Annotated in this window: 20 protein-coding genes; 9 read left to right on the plus strand and 11 right to left on the minus strand. The window is 47.3% G+C overall.

What is annotated here, in order from left to right; all coding sequences use genetic code 11:
- The first annotated feature begins 13 nt into the window (after positions 1 to 13).
- Positions 14 to 880, plus strand: coding sequence for a ribosome biogenesis GTPase YlqF (gene ylqF, locus QUB63_RS20145; protein ID WP_332947053.1), 867 nt, complete (start codon positions 14 to 16; stop codon positions 878 to 880).
- A 63-nt stretch (positions 881 to 943) separates the two neighbouring features.
- A complete protein-coding gene (locus QUB63_RS20150) occupies positions 944 to 2,557 on the plus strand; it encodes an adenylate/guanylate cyclase domain-containing protein (protein ID WP_332947054.1) in 1,614 nt (537 codons plus the stop codon).
- A 131-nt stretch (positions 2,558 to 2,688) separates the two neighbouring features.
- Here QUB63_RS20150 and QUB63_RS20155 read toward each other — a convergent pair whose 3' ends face one another.
- Positions 2,689 to 3,504 carry an MOSC domain-containing protein gene (locus QUB63_RS20155; RefSeq protein ID WP_332947055.1) on the minus strand — a complete coding sequence of 272 codons (816 nt, stop codon included), beginning with the start codon at positions 3,502 to 3,504 and terminating at the stop codon, positions 2,689 to 2,691.
- Between the two features lie 215 nt (positions 3,505 to 3,719).
- On the opposite strand from QUB63_RS20155, the gene QUB63_RS20160 reads away from it, so the two are divergent.
- Entirely contained in the window at positions 3,720 to 4,430 is a 711-nt protein-coding gene (locus tag QUB63_RS20160) for a carbonic anhydrase (protein ID WP_332947056.1), read from the plus strand.
- Positions 4,431 to 4,823: 393 nt separating this feature from the next.
- Here the strand turns inward: QUB63_RS20160 and QUB63_RS20165 are convergent, their stop codons facing one another.
- A complete protein-coding gene (locus tag QUB63_RS20165; protein ID WP_332947057.1) occupies positions 4,824 to 6,023 on the minus strand; it encodes a tetratricopeptide repeat protein in 1,200 nt (399 codons plus the stop codon).
- Between the two features lie 301 nt (positions 6,024 to 6,324).
- Here QUB63_RS20165 and QUB63_RS20170 point away from each other — a divergent pair, with 301 nt between their 5' ends.
- Positions 6,325 to 6,594 (plus strand): GlsB/YeaQ/YmgE family stress response membrane protein, encoded by a 270-nt coding sequence (locus tag QUB63_RS20170; RefSeq protein WP_332947058.1) that lies wholly within the window; start codon positions 6,325 to 6,327, stop codon positions 6,592 to 6,594.
- 217 nt (positions 6,595 to 6,811) lie between these two features.
- Here QUB63_RS20170 and sppA read toward each other — a convergent pair whose 3' ends face one another.
- The 3 genes from sppA to QUB63_RS20185 form a co-directional block, all read right to left on the minus strand.
- A complete protein-coding gene (gene sppA / locus QUB63_RS20175) occupies positions 6,812 to 8,632 on the minus strand; it encodes a signal peptide peptidase SppA (protein ID WP_332947059.1) in 1,821 nt (606 codons plus the stop codon).
- Between the two features lie 548 nt (positions 8,633 to 9,180).
- Positions 9,181 to 10,230, minus strand: a complete 1,050-nt coding sequence (gene fni / locus QUB63_RS20180) for a type 2 isopentenyl-diphosphate Delta-isomerase (RefSeq protein ID WP_332947060.1) — start codon at positions 10,228 to 10,230, stop codon at positions 9,181 to 9,183.
- Between the two features lie 147 nt (positions 10,231 to 10,377).
- Positions 10,378 to 11,061, minus strand: coding sequence for an SDR family oxidoreductase (locus QUB63_RS20185; protein WP_332947061.1), 684 nt, complete (start codon positions 11,059 to 11,061; stop codon positions 10,378 to 10,380).
- A gap of 79 nt (positions 11,062 to 11,140) precedes the next feature.
- Here QUB63_RS20185 and QUB63_RS20190 point away from each other — a divergent pair, with 79 nt between their 5' ends.
- Both QUB63_RS20190 and fghA read left to right on the plus strand, forming a co-directional pair.
- Positions 11,141 to 12,250, plus strand: a complete 1,110-nt coding sequence (locus QUB63_RS20190) for an S-(hydroxymethyl)glutathione dehydrogenase/class III alcohol dehydrogenase (RefSeq protein ID WP_332947062.1) — start codon at positions 11,141 to 11,143, stop codon at positions 12,248 to 12,250.
- Positions 12,251 to 12,340: 90 nt separating this feature from the next.
- On the plus strand, positions 12,341 to 13,195 hold the full coding sequence (fghA, locus tag QUB63_RS20195) for an S-formylglutathione hydrolase (protein ID WP_332947063.1): 855 nt from the start codon (positions 12,341 to 12,343) through the stop codon (positions 13,193 to 13,195).
- A 133-nt stretch (positions 13,196 to 13,328) separates the two neighbouring features.
- Here fghA and QUB63_RS20200 read toward each other — a convergent pair whose 3' ends face one another.
- Positions 13,329 to 14,240: a branched-chain amino acid transaminase gene (locus QUB63_RS20200; protein WP_332947064.1), complete on the minus strand. Its 912-nt coding sequence runs from the start codon at positions 14,238 to 14,240 to the stop codon at positions 13,329 to 13,331.
- Between the two features lie 405 nt (positions 14,241 to 14,645).
- On the opposite strand from QUB63_RS20200, the gene QUB63_RS20205 reads away from it, so the two are divergent.
- Entirely contained in the window at positions 14,646 to 15,014 is a 369-nt protein-coding gene (locus QUB63_RS20205; RefSeq protein ID WP_332947065.1) for a Lin0512 family protein, read from the plus strand.
- A gap of 515 nt (positions 15,015 to 15,529) precedes the next feature.
- Here the strand turns inward: QUB63_RS20205 and QUB63_RS20210 are convergent.
- From QUB63_RS20210 to QUB63_RS20225, 4 genes are all read right to left on the minus strand, one after another.
- Positions 15,530 to 16,741 carry a DUF4142 domain-containing protein gene (locus QUB63_RS20210; protein ID WP_332947066.1) on the minus strand — a complete coding sequence of 404 codons (1,212 nt, stop codon included), beginning with the start codon at positions 16,739 to 16,741 and terminating at the stop codon, positions 15,530 to 15,532.
- A 45-nt stretch (positions 16,742 to 16,786) separates the two neighbouring features.
- Positions 16,787 to 17,731, minus strand: a complete 945-nt coding sequence (locus QUB63_RS20215; protein WP_332947067.1) for a hypothetical protein — start codon at positions 17,729 to 17,731, stop codon at positions 16,787 to 16,789.
- A 14-nt stretch (positions 17,732 to 17,745) separates the two neighbouring features.
- Complete coding sequence (locus QUB63_RS20220) at positions 17,746 to 17,904, minus strand: hypothetical protein (protein WP_332947068.1); 159 nt, start codon at positions 17,902 to 17,904, stop codon at positions 17,746 to 17,748.
- Between the two features lie 259 nt (positions 17,905 to 18,163).
- Positions 18,164 to 18,382 carry a hypothetical protein gene (locus QUB63_RS20225; protein WP_332947069.1) on the minus strand — a complete coding sequence of 73 codons (219 nt, stop codon included), beginning with the start codon at positions 18,380 to 18,382 and terminating at the stop codon, positions 18,164 to 18,166.
- A gap of 128 nt (positions 18,383 to 18,510) precedes the next feature.
- Here QUB63_RS20225 and QUB63_RS20230 point away from each other — a divergent pair, with 128 nt between their 5' ends.
- Together QUB63_RS20230 and QUB63_RS20235 are read left to right on the plus strand one after the other, a co-directional pair.
- Positions 18,511 to 18,996, plus strand: a complete 486-nt coding sequence (locus QUB63_RS20230) for a YqhA family protein (RefSeq protein WP_332947070.1) — start codon at positions 18,511 to 18,513, stop codon at positions 18,994 to 18,996.
- Positions 18,997 to 19,194: 198 nt separating this feature from the next.
- Entirely contained in the window at positions 19,195 to 19,437 is a 243-nt protein-coding gene (locus QUB63_RS20235; RefSeq protein ID WP_332947071.1) for a ChaB family protein, read from the plus strand.
- 354 nt (positions 19,438 to 19,791) lie between these two features.
- Here QUB63_RS20235 and QUB63_RS20240 read toward each other — a convergent pair whose 3' ends face one another.
- Positions 19,792 to 20,484: a hypothetical protein gene (locus tag QUB63_RS20240; RefSeq protein ID WP_332947072.1), complete on the minus strand. Its 693-nt coding sequence runs from the start codon at positions 20,482 to 20,484 to the stop codon at positions 19,792 to 19,794.
- Positions 20,485 to 20,511: the final 27 nt, after the last annotated feature.

The following is a 20,511-nucleotide window of genomic DNA, read 5'->3' on the forward strand; positions in this document are numbered from 1 at the left end:
TAACTAATAACTAATGAAAATTCAATGGTATCCCGGTCACATTGCCAAAGCTGAACGGGCCTTAAAAGAACAGCTAAAGCGGGTAGATGTGGTGCTCGAAGTCCGAGATGCGCGCATTCCACTAGCAACTTACCACCCCCAAATGCCCACCTGGGTGGGCGGTAAGGCGCGAGTGTTGGTCATCAACCGCATGGATATGATTGCGCCTAGAACCCGCGAGGCGTGGGAAACCTGGTTTGAGTCACAGGGGGAAACTGCCTATTTTACCAACGCCGAGCACGGGCAAGGAGTACAAGATGTGGCGGATGCTGTGCAGGAGGCTGGGGTGCAGCTAAATAAACGCAGGTTCGATCGAGGTATGCTGCCCCGTCCAGTCCGCGCCGTGGTGATGGGCTTTCCCAATGTCGGAAAATCTGCTTTAATCAACCGGCTGTTAGGGCGCAGAGTGGTAGACAGTGCCCGCAGAGCTGGAGTAACTAAATCGCTCAGATGGATTCGCATTTCTGATGAAATTGAGTTACTAGACGCCCCCGGAGTGATCCCCACCCGAATTAACAATCAAGAAAATGCCCTAAAATTAGCTATTTGCGAAGATATTGGCGAAGCAGCTTACGACAATCAGGTAGTAGCGGCGGCGATGGTAGATTTGCTGCTAGGGCTTGAGGCGGCTGATGACACTTTGAGTTCAGTATCTGGTTTCAAATCCCGGTATAAATTAGATATAGGATCTAGAAATGGTGAAGATTATTTGCACGAAGTAGCAAAAGACAGGTATAAAGGAGATGTCGAACGAACGGCGCGGCAGATGTTAAACGATTTTAGAACTGGTGTTTTGGGTCAGCTTACATTGGAGTTGCCGCCCGCTGGATCGGACTCTTAGAAGATTTTCTCTGATGAATTCAAGTCTTATCAAAGCCTTGAAAATTCAACAGCGGTGCTATTTATGAATGAATTGAATCTGGAAGTGCAAATCAATGGAATCATCGAAAAAACCGTCCCTGTCGAGGGTGACGAATTTATTATCGGTAGGTTGCTCAAATGCGATTTGCAACTGCCTTTTTCTGACATTTCCCGGCACCACACCCGCTTGTTTAAAATAGCTTCAGGGGATTGGCTAGTTGAGGATATGGGCAGTACCAACGGGACGCTACTGAACAAAAGTCCTCTCCACCAACCTCACTTAGTCCATCAGGGCGATATTATTTATCTGGGACACCGGATCGAGCTGATTGTCGTTTTGCCCGATCGCTCAGACCCCCAACTTCCCGAAATCGGCACCATGCCCGAAGGAGTTACTATCCTCGGCAAAGCCAAAGAACTGCAAAAACAGTGGATAGAACCCGACACAAAAATCGAAAAAAACTACGAACAAGCTATCTCGCGTTTAAAATATTTAGTCGATATCGCTAAGTATTTGAACACCGCTGAATCCATCGAAGCAATATTCGATCGAGTCCAACAAATCGTGTTCGGCGACATCAAAAACATTGAACGTTTGGCGCTGTTAATAGACTTCCGAAATAACGGCGAACTGCAAGTAGTTAAAACCGCCGCCCGCTCCACAGCCAAAAATAAATATATCCCCGCTGACGGCCGTTGGATCGGCCGCACTATTTGCCGCAAAGTATTTGACGAACAAGTTGCTCTCAAAACTGCCGACGCTCAGTTTGACGAACAGTTTGACGACAATATGAGCATGATCGATAAAGGAATTCGCACGGCAATAGCTGTTCCTCTATGGGATGAAAATACTGTTTTTGGAGTGCTGTACGGCGACGCTCAATTGACTTCGAGAGAGTGGTATCTGGGCGGAGATCAAGACTTGAGCTTTTTTTCAGCTTTAGGAAATATCGTCGCTTCTAGCGTGCAGCGGTGGCTGCTGACACAGAAACTCCGCACCGAAGAAACTATGCGGCAAAGATTGGAACGCTATCACTCTCCGGCGGTTGTGCAGCATTTAATGAATACGGGGACTTTAATTAACCACCGCCTGCCGCCTGTGGAACGCGAAATCAGCATTTTGTTTGCAGATATTGTGGGCTTTACTGCCATGTCGGAACGGTTGAGTCCCCCTGAAATAGCCCGGTTGCTCAACAATTTTTTTGAGGAAATGCTGCAAGAAGTTTTTGGGGAAGGAGGAACTTTAGATAAGTTTATTGGAGATTGTATTATGGCATTTTTTGGAGCGCCGGAACCTCAGCAGGATCATGCCGATCGCGCTGTGGCGGCAGCTTTGGGAATGCTCAACCGTCTTGACGAACTCAATGCCAATAACAGTTTGGGCGAACGGCTGCAATTGCGGATTTCTATTAACAGCGGCAAGGCGATAATTGGCGATGTTGGCAGTTCTAAAAGAGTTGATTATACTGTGTTGGGTTCGACAATTAACCTGGCCGCTCGGATGGAGGGAATTTGTCTGCCTGGGGAATGCGTGGTGAGCGAGGCTACTTACAAGTTGCTGCGATTGCCCCAAAGTTTTGAGCCGATGGGAGATTTCCGCTTTAAAGGAATTGACAGACCGATCGCAGTCTATAATACCAACCGAAATCAAAGGTAATTGGTCATTAGTCATTGGTCATTAGTCATTAGTCATTGGTAATTGGTAATTGGTAATTGGTAATGGCGACGTTTAAGTCAGAAGGATTGAGTTATTAGTGAGGAAGGCAAGTCCTCATGAAAATTTTTGAATTAATCAGGAATGGTATTAAATAGGGATTTTCTGACGCTGAGGATTTGAACTTCATCTCCTATGTGTACTATTTTTCCGGCTCCTTGAAGTGGCACTCGCGTGTTAACTATCAGCCGACTAAAGTGATTTAAATGCCCTTTTTTTGCCAATTCAGGCATGATTTCCTTCTGCTTGGCTATTAGTAAATTTTTAAAATTGGGAGCAGCTTCTTTCACCGTAGAATTTCGCGTAGAGATGAGACACGGCAGATCGGGATGAATACCTTCAAATATTACTGGGCCTATTTTAAACCTGACAACTTCATCGGCTGCTCCGAAAAGTTTGTCTTCCCAAAAAGCCGGGACATCTCCTATTTCAATATTAGCTCGCAAGCGGTGGCGCATCTCGTTAACGCAAACTCTCGGAAACCAAGATGCTACTTCGGCAATTGTTTCGGTACTGATAATGGTTGGCCCCGGTGCTGCGGTATCGTCTGGAAATCCTGTGAGCAAGTTTTCCATTAATTTGACAGGGAAACCGAAGTAGTTGCTCAACCAATATTCTATCCCTGGGCGTTCTCTATCTACATGAAAAAAGATTTCTTGTTCGGTGTCTTGAATTTTTAGGCCGGCAATTCTGTGTTTGATATCAAAGGATAAGCGCAGAAAATGGACTCCGCTGTTGCGCTTAGTGTTAACAAATTCTCCTGCTTCATCGCAGATTGCAAAAGAGCGATCGCCTTCTAGAGCTCCGCTGGCAAGAATAGTGGCTTGACTGACTGCTATGCCGTCAAGGGACTTGACCGGATAGATCTGAATGCTGGCGACGTAAGACATTGTGATTCATTGATAAATAATTGTCGTTTTAGTAACACTATAGCATCCCCGGCAGGCCGAAGGATGACCGCAGTTGACTTTATCAAATAAAAATGGTCAACTTTTTTGAAGTTTAAATTTGGGAGCGACTTGTAAAGAAAAAGTAAAGAAATCTGGCTGAGCTGGTGGCAAATATTATGCTAATAAATACAAAAAATTGAACCGAGTTGCAAGCAATGACTGAAAGCGAAAGAACAGGCATGATTTCGCGACGCAATTTAATCTTGAGGGCAGGTGCAGGGACACTGGCGGCAGGCATTGCACCTCTGCTTTTACAAGCCAGAGCCGCAAATGCAGAGGCCATCTCTGACATTACTCCCGACGGTGCTCTCAAGAAATTGATGCAGGGGAATCAGCGGTATATTGACCAAAAACGGACATTTCCCGACCAAGCCCGATCGCGAATTGTCGAAGTAGCACAGGGTCAACATCCGTTTGCCACCATCCTTGCTTGTTCTGATTCGCGGGTTGCTCCGGAAATTATTTTCGACCAAGGATTGGGGGATTTATTTGATATCCGAGTAGCTGGAAATTTTCTCGACGATGTGGTTCTCGGCAATATCGAATATGCCGCAGTAGAATTAGGGGTGCCGCTATTGGTAATTCTGGGTCACGAACGCTGCGGTGCTGTGAAAGCAGCTTTAGATGGCAAAGCTGTGCCGGGTCACATTAGCACTTTGGTGGCGGCGATTAAACCAGCCGTTGATGCTACAAAAAATCAGTTGGGCGATGCCTGGGATAATGCAGTCAGAGCTAATGTGAAAATGAACGTAAAGAAGTTAAAAGATTCTTCGCCTATTTTGGCTGAAGCTGTCAAAGCGGGCAAGCTGAAAGTTGTTGGGGGGCGCTACGATTTGGACAGCGGCCAAGTAGAGATAATTGCTTGATGTGGCTGGTAATTTTCATAATTTGTAGGGTTAATGCCAAGAGCATTGGTGTCAACTTAAGGTCAAACTTAGTACCGATCTACTGTTTCTATCTAAGGCCAGATCCCCCCTAGCCCCCCTTCTTAAGGGGGGAACCGTCCACTTGTCTTTCGTCAACCCCTACTCCCCTACAACCAGGGGAGTAGGGGTCGAGTAGGGGGTATGCGAGGGGGATCTGGCCTTAGATAGAAACCAGATATAAAAAATTTTTCAGGTGTAGATATGCAGTTTTACCATAAAGAATTGGTTGAAAGCCTCTCGCGAGTGAGGGAGAAATTAAAATCAGACTATTCATTACTCCAATCCTCTTCCTTCTAGGTAGAGGTCGCTCTCCACAGGTCAACTGTCAAGCGGTCAACTGTCAACTGAAATCAAACCCATTTCTTGCAGTCCGCGGCGCAAGCGTTCTGCTTCAAAGGGGCGGCGCTGTTCGTGAAGGGCGATCGCTCTTTTGAATTCGGCTAAACTTTCTGGCATTTTGCCAATTTTCAGCAGGGCTACTGCCAAGTTTTGATGAGCTTCGGCGTGTTCCGGATCGATTTTAATAGCTTGTCGGTAATAGGCGATCGCATCTGCTAAATTTCCCGCTGCTTTTAGAGTCAGTCCTAAATTGTAGTGACCTGCTGCAAAATAGGGGTCAATTTTTAAGGCTGCTTTGTAAGCTTTTTCTGCTGCTTTCAAATCTCCTTCTTCTTTGAGCAAATTGCCCAAATTGTTGTAAGCACCCAATTTGAGCGCCGGGAAGACATTTGTATTAATTGCGGCTTGATAGTGTTCTTTGGCTTTGGCAAACTGCTGCTGCTGGCGGTAAGCAATTCCCAAATGATAGTTGAGTTCGTAAACAATAGAATCATCAATTGTCGGAGCAGTCAAGCCTCTAGTTAATAAATTAATTCCCCGCTGAATTTGCCCGCTTTCTACGTACAGCGCGCCTAATTTGCTGCAAGCATAAGCATCGTTTGGATAATAAGTTATATAGCGTTCCATTGCTGCTTGAGCTTTTTGGAATTTACTTTTTGCGGCGATCGCATCTTTGTGATAACCAGAGTGCCAAATCGCCACATCCGGGAGAGAAGCGATTTTCCATTGCGGTTCCCTCTGCAAAATCTCTGCCGCGCTGTCGTCTACCATGGCGTGGTAGGGGCGAGAAAAGCGGATGTCGGGGCGATTGCGAAACAAACGCGATACTAGCGAATAGGGTGATTGAGATGCGCCGATTTCTTGGCGGATGAGATTGATTAGCAGCAGTCGATCGCTCTTAATTGCCTGCTGGATCTGAGGTACAATCTCCGGTACTAGCACCTCATCGGCATCCAACACCAAAATCCAGTCGCCCTGGGCGTGCTTCAGAGACTCGTTGCGCGCCGCTGCGAAGTCGTCGCACCATTCAAAGTCATAAACCCTCGCCCCGGATTCTCGGGCTATTTCACGGGTGCGATCGCGCGAACCGGTATCCACTACAACAATTTCGTCAACAACACCCTTCACGCTGTCCAAAGTCCGCGACAGTGTTGCTTCTTCATTTTTCACGATCGTGCACAGTGTCAGATTCATCGGGGACCAACTTTCCTAATTTGACAGAAATATTGTAATTTTTTTTACCAGTAAAACACAAAAAGTCCCAGCAAACCTTCTCCTATTTCCCTTCGGCTTGAAGAAGTATAAGTACCTTTCGGCGCTAGAAAAATTGGCTTAACTCTTTTGAGATATTAAAAAGCCTCAAATTCCGAGGATTTATAAGAAATTCTACCACTTTTGGTTCATCCCTACGGTAGAGGAAAGGACGGGATATCGGTTGTTATTCTTAGAACATAAGACAAGGCAGACAAAAGTTAAGCACTCAGGAGAAAAAGAAATGGGAATTATTGCTTGGATCGTTTTAGGACTGATTGCCGGTGCGATCGCCAAAGCCATTTATCCGGGAACTCAAGGCGGCGGTTTTATCGCCACAACAGCTTTAGGAATTTTGGGCGCGCTAGTGGGAGGTTATCTAGGTCAAACGTTCTTTGGGACGAGCGCGGGAGCTACCGCCGGAGCATTGAGTATACCCAGCATAGCTTTTGCCGTCATCGGTGCGATCGTTCTACTTTTCGTCTGGGGATTGTTAACTCAGCGTGCAGCATAATAAATATTGCCAATTCCCAGTCGATCGACTTAGAGGGTATTCATAAACCCGGTTTCTTGAGGAAACCGGGTTTTTCAATATCGCACTCGGCGGTTGAAACTCGGCGGTTGAAACTCGGCGGTTGAAACTCGGCGGTTGAAACTCGGCGGTTGAAACTCGGCGGTTGAAACCGCTACTACACAGACAAAACCCGCCGGACGCCGGTTGAAGAGTAAAGTTAATTAATCCGCAAATCGAAAGGTAAGCGAACGTAAATCCCCTGCGGGTCGTTCATCGACTTGATAACAGCCAATTCATCCTGCATTTTCTTAACTTCGGCCGTCAGCGGGTCGAGTTTGGCGGCTGGTTTCAAAACGCGAACGCCTGCAAATTTTTCCAAGATTCGCTCCTCCAAACTGCGGCGTTTTGGATATTCTTCCAACTGCCAATTGTCGCCGAGTTTAGCTTGCTTCGCCGCCTCTGTGACAGCATCTTCAAGGCCGCCAATTTCATCGACTAAACCCAACTGTTTCGCGGCGGTACCAGACCAAACCCTGCCTTGAGCAATTTCTTGCACCTTGTTTTTTGGCAGTTTGCGGGAGTCGGCGACTTTGGTGATAAATCGATCGTAAATGCGATCGACTATTCTCTGAATATTCGCCAATTCTTGAGGATTTTTCGGGCGGGAAACCGTGTTAGTATCCGCAAAACGGGCGGTTTTTACCACGTCCCAAGTTATGCCGTTGTTAGCAGCCAACTTTTCGGCATTGAACAGCATCCCAAAAACGCCGATCGAACCGGTAATCGTATTGGCTTCGGCAAAGATTTTGCTAGAACCCATCGAAATCCAATAGCCGCCGGAAGCTGCTAAATTGCCCATCGACACGATAACTGGCTTTTTTTTGCCCGTCAGCGCGACTTCGCGCCCGATGACTTCCGCCGCCGTCGCGCTGCCTCCGGGGCTGTTGACGCGCAAAACTACTGCTTTTACGTCGTCATCTTCTCGGATTTTCCGCATTTCTTGAGCGATGCGATCGCCCCCTACTTCAGTCGGGCCGCCTTCCCCGTCTACAATCTCTCCCTCGGCGTAAAGGACAGCAATCTGGTTTTTCTTGTTAGCGCGACTTGAGTTTTTACTCTCAGCAACTCTGGCGTAGTTTTTCAAACTAATTTGCTTGAAAGATTTATCTTCTCCATCAGTTCCTGTGAGTTTTTTGAGTTCTGTTGCAATTTCATCAAAATATGCAACTTTATCAACTAACTTGCCTTTGAGAGCTTCGTCAGCCATCAAAGTTCCGCCATTATCTGCAACCGCTTGCAGTTGGGGAACAGTCAATTTGCGGCTCGGCCCGACAGTTTTCAGGTATTCGCCCCAAATATCTCCCAGCAATTTTTGAGTTTGCTGGCGATTTTCCGGGCTCATTTTTTTGAGCAAAAACGGTTCGACGGCGGACTTGTATTTACCGACGCGAGTCACTTGCACTCCGAGGCCGTATTTCTCGAAAGCACCGGTTAAGAACATGGCTTGACTGCTAAAACCGTTGATTTCAAGAGATCCGTAAGGATTCATAGCAATTGTGTTAGCAACTGAACCGAGGTAATAATCTCGCTCGCTCCAGTCCATTTCGTAAGCAAAAATGGGTTTTTTGGCATCTCGGAAACGCTGTAATGCCGATCGAACTTCTTTGAGATTGGCAAACCCGCTGCTGCTGGCATCCGAACTGCCTTCGAGATACATCCCAACGATTTTGGGGTCTTTTTTCGCAGATTCGATCGCATCTAAAACAGTCCGCAGCGTCACAGCATCGCCAGACTCGTCCGAAAGCGCTTCTTGAATCGCCGCGCTCGTGCTGCGGCTCGGTTTGCTGTCGGTGATATTTAAAGAAAGGTCTAATACCAATACCGACTTATCTTTAACTTGCGGGCCTGCATCTTTAGACGACGATGCCGCCAGAGCAATTAACATTACCAGTCCCCCCAATCCGATGCCGCCCAGCAGCAACAATCCGAGGAATGTTCCCAGCAAACTTGCACAAGTATATTTTAGGAAATCTTTCATTTAGATAATTGGTAATTGGTAATTAGTCATTGGTTATGAGTTATTGGTTATTGGTTATTGGTTATTGGTTATTTGTTATTTGTTGTTTGTTATTGGTAGCAACTAACAACTAACAACTAACGTAACCGTTCAGGGGGGTAACGAGAGAATAAGGGTTTCAGCCGATAAAATCACTTGACTTAGCCTCCTAACTTCAAACTTAGGGGCTTAATAGCTTGTCATTACCCACATTTTTCATTTTTCGTTTACCTGCTAGCCCGCCCGTAGGTTCAAACCTACGGCTAATAGCATAAGTCGGTTAAAACCGACTAAAAGAACCAGAAACTTAGTCGGTTTTAACCGACTTACGCTATTAGTCAGGGACTTAAGTCCCTGGCGGGATAACGGCGCAGTGAGGGTTTCACCAGATGTGGGTAATGACAAGGGCTTAATAGTGTCCCAAACCCTATTAACTTCGTACCCCCCCCTGAACAACTAACAACTAACAACTCACAACTCACAACTCACAACTAACAACTCACAACTCACGACTACAAACTGACATACTTTTATCTTAACCTTTCCAAAACCCCAGAATGTTTTAACTCATCCAAGTTAGCGCAGCCCGTGCAGAACATCACGGTAGCGATTTCTGCAATTAAAACCTCAGCTAAGAGGGCTGCGGCTGATTCCGATTGCGCTGCGGCTTGCAGAAACGGCCGCGCCAGCCCCGCAACATCCGCGCCGAGGGCGAGGGTTTTCGCTGCATCCAACCCGTTTTGCAAGCCTCCAGAGGCAATCAGGGGAACATCTGGCGCTACGGCGCGGGTGCTGACAACGCACTCGGCTGTCGGGATTCCCCAGTCGGCAAAGGTTGCGCCCAACCTGCGCTGCTTGCTGTCTTTGGCTCGTTCTCCTTCTATTTTGGCCCAAGAAGTGCCTCCGGCTCCGGCAATGTCGATCGCGCTTACCCCAGCCGCCAGCAATTTCTGTGCCATTTTTCCAGAAATACCGTTGCCGACTTCTTTAGCAATCACCGGTACTGGTAATTTTTCGCACAATTTGGCAATTTTATCGAGCAGTCCTTTAAAATTAGTATCGCCTTCAGTTTGAACGCACTCTTGCAGCGGATTGAGGTGCAAAATTAGGGCATCTGCTTCGAGAATATCGATGATTTTTTGGCATTCTTCCAAACCGTAATTGTAGTTTAATTGAACGGCGCCGATATTAGCAAATAGCAGAATGTCTGGAGCGCGGCGGCGCACTGCAAATGTAGGAGCGAGTTGAGGGTTTTCTACGGCGATGCGCTGGGAACCGACTCCCATGGCCAGTTTGTATTCTTGAGCGACATCGGCGAGGCGATAATTGATGGTCTGGGCTAGTTCTGTGCCGCCTGTCATTGACGATATTAGCAGGGGTACGGCTAGTTTTTTGCCGAGGAATGTGGAGGTTAAATCGATTTGGGTGCGATCGAGTTCTGGCAAACAGCAGTGAGTAAAACGGTAGTGTTCTAGTCCGCTGGTAGTTTCGCGAAATTGTACGTCTTCTTCGAGGCAGATTCGGATGTGGTCTGCTTTGCGGGTTTGGGTTTGCGAGGCTGAGGTTAATGGCAAGTTCACAGTGGCTATTTGGGGAAAGAGTTTTGAGTTAGGAATATAGCAATTTTATTTCATTTTTGAGATGTTTTTTATTAACCGCAGAGAGCGCAGAGGGCGCCCAGGAGTAGAAAAGAGAGATGTTCGTATATTCTGCTTTTTGTTGCTATATTATCCCGGAACAGTCATCGGCACGCCATTATCTGAAGGTTTCAATTTGAGTAAAAAAGGCACTGCTTTTTGCACCCATGCTTTGACTGGGGTGTAACTTGCCGCCTCCGCTCCGAAAGAGATTTCCAGCATATCGGTGTGAATTATCCCCGGATTCAAAGGAATCGCTGCCATGCCTCGGGGCAGTTCTTGGGCGAGCGATCGCGTAAGTCCTTCGATCGCCCATTTAGAAGCGCAATAGGGCGCGACTTGCGGCGAAGTTGACCTTCCCCAACCTGAACTAAAGTTAACAATTATGCCGTTTTTTCTTGCAATCATTGCCGGGACAAAGTGGCGGATCGCATTAGCTGTACCTTTAATGTTAACATCAATTACCTGCGAAAATTCTTCGCTGCCGATCTTCCAAAGGGGTGCAGAATAATTAGTTATAGCTGCATTGTTAATCAGCAAATCGGGCGGCAAGTAATTTGCCAGAATTTTTGTAGCCCAAGCTTTGACTTGCTCGTCATTTGCGACATCCACACAAGTAAAATGGTTGGGGGCGCTATATTTTTGTTTGAGTTGTTCCACGGCTTGGGAAGAACGGGCGCATCCTAAAACTGTGTGTCCCAATTCAATAAACTTTTCGGTCATGGCAAGACCGAGACCGCGACTGACTCCGGTAATTACAATTAATTTTGTCATAAATTTGCTGCAATTTTGAGATTAAGTAATAGAATACATATTGACGGGGCATTTAACAAATCATCGCACGGGGGAAAGCATGAAAGTAAAAGCAGCAGTTGCTCGCAGTGCCGGCAAACCTTTGACCGTTGAAACGGTGGATCTGGATGGGCCGCGGGCTGGTGAGGTGCTGGTGGAAATTAAAGCGACGGGTGTTTGTCACACTGATGCTTATACTCTTTCTGGGGCCGATCCCGAGGGTTTGTTTCCTGCGATTCTCGGCCACGAGGGAGCCGGGATTGTCGCAGATGTGGGGGCGGGAGTCACAAGTGTCAAAAAGGGCGATCGGGTAATTCCACTTTACACTCCCGAATGCCGCAACTGCGAATATTGTTTGAGCGGCAAAACGAATCTCTGTCAAGCAATTCGCCTCACTCAAGGGCAAGGCGTGATGCCCGACGGCACGAGCAGGTTTTCAATTAATGGCGAGAAAATTTTCCATTACATGGGAACTTCTACCTTTGCTAATTATACAGTATTGCCAGAAATTGCGGTAGCAAAAATTCGCGATGATGCTCCTTTTGATAAAGTTTGTTTGATCGGCTGCGGCGTCACCACAGGCATCGGCGCTGTCATCAATACGGCGAAAGTAGAACCCGGTTCTAATGTCATAGTTTTTGGTTTGGGCGGCGTGGGTTTGAATGTAATTCAAGCGGCTCGCATGGTGGGAGCCAACATGATTGTCGGCGTAGATTTGAATCCCGACAAGCGAGCAATGGCGGAAAAATTCGGCATGACTCACTTTGTCAACCCCCGCGAAGTTGAGGGCGATTTAGTTCCTTATTTGGTAGATTTAACCAAAGGCGGAGCTGATTACAGTTTTGAATGTATTGGCAACATTAATGTGATGCGCCAAGCTTTAGAATGCTGCCACAAAGGTTGGGGCGTGAGCGTGATTGTCGGGGTAGCCGGAGCCGGCCAAGAAATTAGCACGCGCCCGTTTCAGCTAGTAACTGGTAGAGTTTGGAAAGGCACGGCTTTTGGCGGGGCGAAGGGCAGAACTGATGTTCCTAAGATTGTTGATTGGTACATGGACGGTAAAATTGATATTGATAGTTTGATTACTCAGGTAATGCCAATTGAGAAAATTAATGAAGCCTTTGATTTGATGCACCAAGGAAAAGTAATTCGCACAGTTTTAACATTTTGAACAAAAATCCTTCTCTCTTCTCTCTTCCTCTGCGCCCTCTGCGTCCTCTGCGGTAAAAAAAATCTAATTCAAAAATGAAATAGAATTAACATGATATCAGAATCCTTAAAACTGCACAAAGAACATAAAAGCTTTGGTGGGAAACTCGGCTTTTACAGCCATCAATCATTCGCCTGCAACAGCGAGATGAAATTCACCGTTTACCAGCCACCACAAGCCGAATTACATCCCGTACCAATTCTTTACTTTCTCTCAGGTTTAACTTGCACGGAAGAGAACTTTATGGCAAAAGCGGGGGCGCAGCAATTGGCAGCAAAATATGGGTTAATGTTGGTGGCGCCCGACACTAGCCCGCGCAATACTGGCATTCCTGGGGAAGACGACGATTGGGATTTGGGAAGCGGTGCGGGTTTTTATGTGGATGCGACAGCCGCACCTTGGAATTCTCACTATCGAATGTACAGTTATGTGGTTGATGAGTTGCCGAATTTAATCGCCGAAAACTTTCCAGTCATGCCGGAAAAACAGGGGATTTTCGGTCATTCGATGGGCGGACACGGGGCTTTAATTTGCGCTTTGAAAAATTGCGATCGCTATCTTTCAGTTTCGGCTTTTGCGCCTATTTGCGCGCCCGTGCGCTGCCCTTGGGGACAAAAAATCTTCGGACACTACCTCGGTGGCGACAAAGAGATTTGGAGGGCTTGGGATGCTAGCGAATTAGTTCGCCAAAAGCAATACAACCGTCCGATTCTGATTGACTGCGGCACTGCTGATTCGTATCTGGCTGACGGGCAATTGTTGCCGGATGTGTTCGCGGATGCTTGTGCAAAAGCGGGACAGCCGCTGACTTTAAGGATGCAGGAAGGTTACGATCACAGCTATTATTTTGTCGCTAGTTTTATGGAGGATCACATTCGCCATCATGCGGCTGCTTTGTGCGAGTAAAACAGGTTCGATCGTTCGGAATGCGAGTCCTGAAGGTTCGATCGTTCGGAATGCGAGTCCTAAAGGTTCCATCGTTCGGAATGCGAGTCCGGAGAGGACTGAAGTCCGAACGATCGAACCACTGAAGTCCTCACTACAAACTAATGGGAAATACCCACTCTTTGTACTTGCTGTCGCGATTTTCAATAATCCCCGTCAGTTTGTCCAAAATCTTTTCAGTGATGGGTCGGTTTTTCGGCAATTGATAGTTTTCTACTCGGTTAATGGGCGTAATTTTGGCTGCGGTTCCGCACAGGAAAATCTCGTCTGCAATCAACAGTTCAGATTTGTCAACTGGTCTTTCTGTGACTTCTATTCCTAAGTCTCGGGCGATGGCGATTACGCTGTCTCTGGTGATTCCTTCGAGAATATCTTGCTCGAAACCGGGAGTAACTAATTTACCGTTTCTGGCGACAAATATGTTCATCCCGGAAGCTTCGCTGACTTTTCCCTGGCTGTTCATCATAATCGCTTCGTCGAAGCCGGATTCTACTGCTTCTGTTTTGGCTAAGGCTGAGGTGATGTAGGCGCCGCTAATTTTACCTCTTAAGGGTAAGCTGCGGTCTTCTTGGCGGTACCAAGAGCTAATTCTACAGTTGACTCCTTCTTTTGGTAAATAGTCTGAAAGCTCTAATCCGTAGACAAAGAAGTCTGTTTCTACGTTGTGCAGTCGGGGGGCTATTCCTAAACTGGATGTGTAGATAAAAGGGCGGATGTAAAATGATTTTGTGGGCTGGTTTTTCTGGACAAAATCTGTTATTATTTGTTGGATTTTGTCGGCGGGAATATCGCAGTGGAGGAAGCTGGCACTTTGACTTAATCTTTGACAGTGGCGGTCTAATCTAAATAGTAAGATGCGATCGGCATTTTGGGGGTCGGGAATTCCTCGCAACCCGCCTAAAACTCCGGTTCCGTAGTGCAGGGCGTGGGTGGCTATGGAAATTTTGGCGTCGGTAAAGGGGAGAAATTGGTTTTGAAAGTAGGCGATGGGGAGAAAACTATCCATGATTCAAGCTGGCGATGAGTTTGGCAGTCCGCGAGGAATGGTGATTTTGGTTATATTACCATAAGTTATGCGATTTTAGATTTGGGATTTGGGATTTTAGATTGACAATGACTGATTAACTATGGGTTTTGAGATTGTCGCTTGTGGGATTTTTTTTAACTGAATGAGTGTTTTGTTGTTAAGCTGTTGCACATGGAAATTTCATCTTTGGGGCGGGATCTCCGGCCCACCCCACAATATTTTTATTATTTAAAACAAATAAATTTAAAAATATAACAGCTTGAATTGATCGATCGCATAATGTAAATATTGGTCGCTTTGGTTGATAATTGTTTTGAGAAAAAGTGCGATCGTCTTCGAGGGCATCGCTAACGACTATCAACAAAAATCAAGGAAGGGGTAACTGTGGCACGTAAATGTTTTATCATTGAAATGGGGATGGGTATAGACCAGCACGGGCAGGAACCGACTGTGGCGGCGGCTAGGGCTGTACGAAATGCGATCGCCAATAATGCTCTCCTAGGCGTCTGGGAAGTCGCTGGTTTGACAGATCCAAATCAGATGATTGTAGAGGTAAAGGTGGCCGTTCCTTACCCGGAACAAGTGCGGCCGGATGATGTGTTGGCGGTGCTGCCTTTTGGGAGCAAAACTCTGATTGTGGAGCAAGGGGGCATGATTGTGCCAGGAAGGGCGATCGCCTCTCTGAATGATAAAAATGATGAAATGTTAATCGCTGTGGCGGCTGTGACTGTTTTTGTGGACAATCGGCAGTAACTAATTGTGTGTTGTTTGAATAAATCGGCGGGCGGTGAAGTGCGATCGCCCGAAAGTCTGTTAAGCCACTATTAATTTAGGCGGCGTAGTAGGGTGCGTCTGATTGTTCGCATTAAATAGGGGAGAAAATGTGAGGTTCCGGGACACCCTGAAATATTTTTAAGTTTTAATTGATAATTTTTAATTTCTCAGGCGGCCGGGTATGTAAGCAATCCAGCAAAACCCTACGATTAAGAACAGCCACGTCGCTGTAATGTTGCTGCCCAACAAGCTGCCCAGAAAATCTTCCATTGTTCTCAAAAATTATAGCATTTAGATTGCTGTTATAGCAACCGCCACATGGCGTGAGGGCATAAATAACAAAAATGAATGGAGATGAGAACCCACAGCATAAACGGTTTGATGCCCGTACTCTGTAACTGTCAACTGTCAACTGTCAACTGTCAACTGCTATAAGTGTCGGAGCCAGAAAGATAGAGTCCGATCGCACTTTCACGCGATCGGACTCTAGCTAATTATTGTGGCTGGCTGACATCTGCCAACATTTGGTTAACCATTTGCAAGTGCGCCTGAAGGTTGGGCAATTTCTGGGTAGCCCAAGCCTTTAACTGGGGATCTTGTCCTTGTTGAGATTGAGCCTGAAACAAAGCAATAGCCTGATTGTGGCTGTCGATCATCGCCTGTTTGTAAGCTGCGTCAAAACTTGTACCGGAAAGTCCCGAAAGTCGATCGCTCAAAGCTTTGTTTTGGCCGCTCATCTGCTTTGGCACTTCAACGCCCTTTTGCATTGCTAACTGCATCAGTTCTTGATTTGCCCGAGTGTGTTCGTCAATCATTTCTTGCCCGTACTGTTTCACACCAGTGCTAGAACCGCGCTGCACTGCCAATCTGCCGAGCTGCACTTCCAGCATACCAGTTTGAGCTGCTTGCATCACAAAGTTGGTGTCTCTGCTGCTGACAGAATTAGGAGAATTTTCGCCTGTTGAAGAGCTGGGAGAACGGCCGGGATTGTTCTTGTTGCTGGAACCATTTCGAGTGTTCCCAGGGCCGCCGGGCTCGTAATTGTTGCTGGGGACAGTAGAGTCAAAAGGACGGCCGCCCGGATTGGTATTGTTGTTCGGATCGCTCGCAGGAGCTTGTGAAGAACGGCCGGGATTGTTATTGTTGCTGGGGCTATTTGTAGAGTCCGAAGGACTGCCCCCCAAATCGTTAGTGAAGTTCGGATTAGTCGAGTCTAAAGGACGGCCGCCCGGATTGGTATTGTTGTTCGGATCGCTCACGGGAGCTTCTGAAGAACGGCCGGGATTGCTATTGTTGCTGGGGCTATTGCGAGTGTTGCTAGGGCGGCCGGCATCGTTATTGTTGCTGGGGACAGTAGAGTCAAAAGGACGGCCGCCCCGATTGGTATTGTTGTTCGGATCGCTCACGGGAGCTTCCGAAGAACGATCGGGATTGTTATTGTTGCTGGGGCTATTTGTAGAGTCCGAAGGACTGCCCCCCAAATCGTTAGTGTAGTTCGGATTAGTCGAGTCAAAAGGACGGCCCCCTGGATTGGTATTGTTGTTGGGGTCGATCGCAATCAAGTTAGCAGAATTAGAATTGTTCGAGTCGTTAGTCTGGCGGTTTAATTCTGCGAATCCGGGCACGGCGAGCAAGGAACTAACGCCGGCAATTCCGGCAACAGTAACCAATTTTACGAACAAATTTTTGCGATTTGGTGAAGTCATGAATTTCTAAGCCTCTAAGTTTTCAATAGTACGATCGCCCGCTTCCTAGCGATGATCGGACGCTGTATTGCCTTTGCGAAACAAGTTGAGCAAACCTAACGCGCCCAGGGCGCCCAACCACCCCAAATTGTTGGGGCGATCGCGCCGAGCACTCAAAACTCCAGAATTAGTCTCAGTCGGCGCCGATGTCGTACCAGTGGTACCGCTTGTACCCGTGCCTGTCGTACCAGTGGTACCGCTTGTACCCGTGCCTGTCGTACCAGTGGTACCGCTTGTACCGCTTGTACCCGTGCCTGTCGTACCGCTGGTACCGCTGGTACCCGTACCGCTTGTACCGCTTGTACCGCTTGTACCGCTTGTACCGCTTGTACCCGTACCGCTTGTACCGCTTGTACCCGTACCGCTGGTACCGCTTGTACCGCTTGTACCCGTACCGCTTGTACCCGTACCGCTGGTACCGCTTGTACCGCTTGTACCCGTACCGCTGGTACCGCTTGTACCGCTTGTACCGCTTGTACCGCTTGTACCGCTTGTACCCGTACCGCTTGTACCGCTTGTACCGCTTGTACCCGTACCGCTTGTACCTGTACTGCCTGTACCGCTTGTGCCGCTGCCTGTACCAGTTGTACCCGTACCGCTTGTACCTGTACCGCTTGTGCCGCTGCCTGTACCAGTTGTACCTGTACCGCTTGTACCTGTACCGCTTGTACCTGTACTCCCTGTACCGCTTGTGCCGCTGCCTGTACCAGTTGTACCTGCTGTACCGCTTGTACCTGTACCGCTTGTACCGCTTGTACCTGTACCGCTTGTGCCGCTTGTACCTGTACCGCTTGTGCCACTGCCGCCGCTACCGCCAGCACCGCCTCCAGCACCGCCGCCAGCACCGCCGCCTCCCGACTGGGCAGAAGCAGGCACTGCTAAGGAAACCGTTGCTAAACCTAAAGTACAAGCGCCTGCTAAAACAACTTTCAACAATTTAGAAGATTTCATGGTTATGCTTGCTTTTACCTTGCTTTTACCTTGTAGAGTCCTGCGAGCGCTTTTGATTGCCAAAACCGCAGGGTCAAATGGACAGCGCCACCTGCAACTTTTATAACATTCGCTGCGGGATAATGAAGTTGAGAGAGCAAATTTACTCTTGTTTCTTCGATGATTTTTCCCATGGAAAATTACACCGCAGCGTTAATAGTTTTTAATGTATTGCTTATCGTGCAAGTTAGACATTCATCTTTAGGAATATTTGGCAAAAGGGCGTTTTATTTCAGGTGGTGGATGATATTTGATTTGGCGGTTCACTAGCTACATCAAAAGTTACGGATGGGGAGAGAAACCCGGTTTTTCTGAAAGATTTTGGGTTAGCGTTTCGCTCGCTTAGCTCCACCAGATGAGTTAGTTTAATATTTTTTTGAGTGCTATTTTTCCTTAACTTGCTGGGAATTTTGGCCCTCGCAGCATACCGCTCAAACTTTCCCAGTAAACTACATTATATCCAACAGCTCGCTGGCGAGATATCAAAGTCGCCTTCAGGGCGAGCAACCTCACAACTGCAAGGCTTTTGACTCGGTTTTGACTGGCGGCGCATTCCGAGAAAGGCTCGCCTCGCCGGGCGATCGCCCAGAGGCGAGCCCGCGCTACCAGCAAATCAACCAGCGGTGGCGCACTCGTCAGAATTGATTGTAAGTGCGATCGACCAAACCCTGATATAGTAAACTAAAAGGTATGCCAGAGAGCGCTTGTTCTCTAACACATTTTCCAAGGGGAGATCAACTATGCTGCATCGAATTCTTGCCAGAAGTCGCTATCTAATGTTAATCGCTGTAATCGGTTCGTTTGCAGCCTCTGTGACGCTTTTGATCTACGGTGCGCTGGAAACTATGACTACCATCGGTCACACTCTAGCTACAGCATCGGTTTCCAGCGAAAACTCGAAACAACTGATTCTGTCCTTTATCGAAGTTGTGGATTTGTTTCTGCTAGCCACAGTATTTTACATTACGGCGCTCGGACTTTACGAGCTGTTCATTGACGAGCGGATTAAAGTACCCTACTGGCTGGAAATTCACAGCATCGACGACCTCAAAACCAAACTCACCAGCGTGATCGTCGTCGTATTGAGCGTATTGTTTCTCGCCGAGGTAGTTAGGTGGAAGGGCGATCCGAACATCCTTCCCTTCGGAGGGAGTATCGCTTTAGTAATCGCTGCGCTGACGTATTTTCTAAGTTCGCAGGTGAAAAAGCCGAAGTCAGATTTATAGCTGTGCGATCGTGGAAATAACCCAAATCCGGCGCAACCAGCAACGGCAAGCAAACTGCATTCTTTCACCACAATAAATTTAATATTACATCTGTCTTTGGAGTGATAAAAATGCTGGTTTAAACTTGCTTTTAGAGAGAGGAAGGTTGTGGCTTCTAGTATATAAGATTCAAGTTATGTTTAATAATTGGAAGCCATTATGCCCGAACAAGAATTTGACACATTACCTTCAGAAGCACAAGAACTCCCCCAAGGAGCGCAGAATATTTTTCAAGCTGCTTTGAAGAGCGCTAGCGAAGATGGAATGAGCCAAGATGCTGCTACTCGCGTTGCTTGGAACAGCGTAAAGTCAGAATATGTTCAAGGGGAAGGCGGCACCTGGCATCACAAGGGCGACGATACTAACCAAACCCGCAAATCTGTACAGTCTGGTGGCAATTAGTCATTAGTCATTAGTCATTAGTCATCAGTCGTCAGTCATTAGTCCTATCGTGTCCGCTAAAATAACCTCGATCGGGTTTGATGGTTGGGACTTGAGTCCTCTCTCGTCTGATGAGGAATGAATTCCCAACGATCGAACCAATGTGATTGAGGTTCGCAGCCTCGGACTTCAGTCCGCATTTTCCGAGGAATGAATTCCCACTACCAACCAATGTGATTGAGGTTCGCCTCCGCGGACTTCAGTCCGCATTTTCCGAGGAATGAAGTCCCACTACGAACCAAGCTCAGGTTGGTAGTGAGGACTTCAGCCCGCGTTTTTTGAGGACTGAAGTCCGCGGAGGCGAACCAATTTGATTTAGGTTGATAGCTGTCGGATGCGGTGCTGTTCGGGCTCTAAATGCTGCTGTTTTGGAGTTAATGGAGCGTAATTAATCGGATGTTGCATATCCCATTGCAATTCGGCTAAAACGAGCAAGCTAAATACCATGACAGCTCCGGTAAACAGGAAAGACCAACCGCTGGTATAAGGCAAAATTACAATCCCCAACAGGTGAAAGAAACTTGCAGCTAACAGCGCGCGCGATCGCACAGCCAATCCCGTCCAAAAATACCCGATTCCGCTCAGTCCCAACCACAAGGGACAGAGATTTGCCAACACTTTTCCCCAACCCAAAAAAATGCCCAAGTCTGTCAGCAGCAATCCTAATAACATCAGTATTACCCAACCGTAAAGCACCCAAGTCAGGCGTTCTTTTTTGACCCAACAGTAAGTCGAGCTTACCATAGACACTGTACCCGCGAGGCTCAGCGCCGACCACAAACCTGCTTGCAGCATCCAATTGACAGGAAAAAATTGTGCCGTGCCGAACATGGGTATTAACAGCAAGCTCCACATCAGGCAAGCTCGATCGAGGCAAGTATAAAATGTTGAATAAGATCGATCTTTTCCCAGGGGAAAATGAACGTGCCAAACCCCTTCTAAATCCTGAACGTCAAGCTTAAGCTGTTTGCGGCGCAGAGGCGGAACTGAATAATTAAAAAAAGTCATATTTGACACAATTAAAATTAACGATTA

Origin of the sequence: Microcoleus sp. ARI1-B5, assembly GCF_036705795.1 — a bacterium.
Taxonomy (GTDB): Bacteria; Cyanobacteriota; Cyanobacteriia; order Cyanobacteriales; family Microcoleaceae; genus Microcoleus.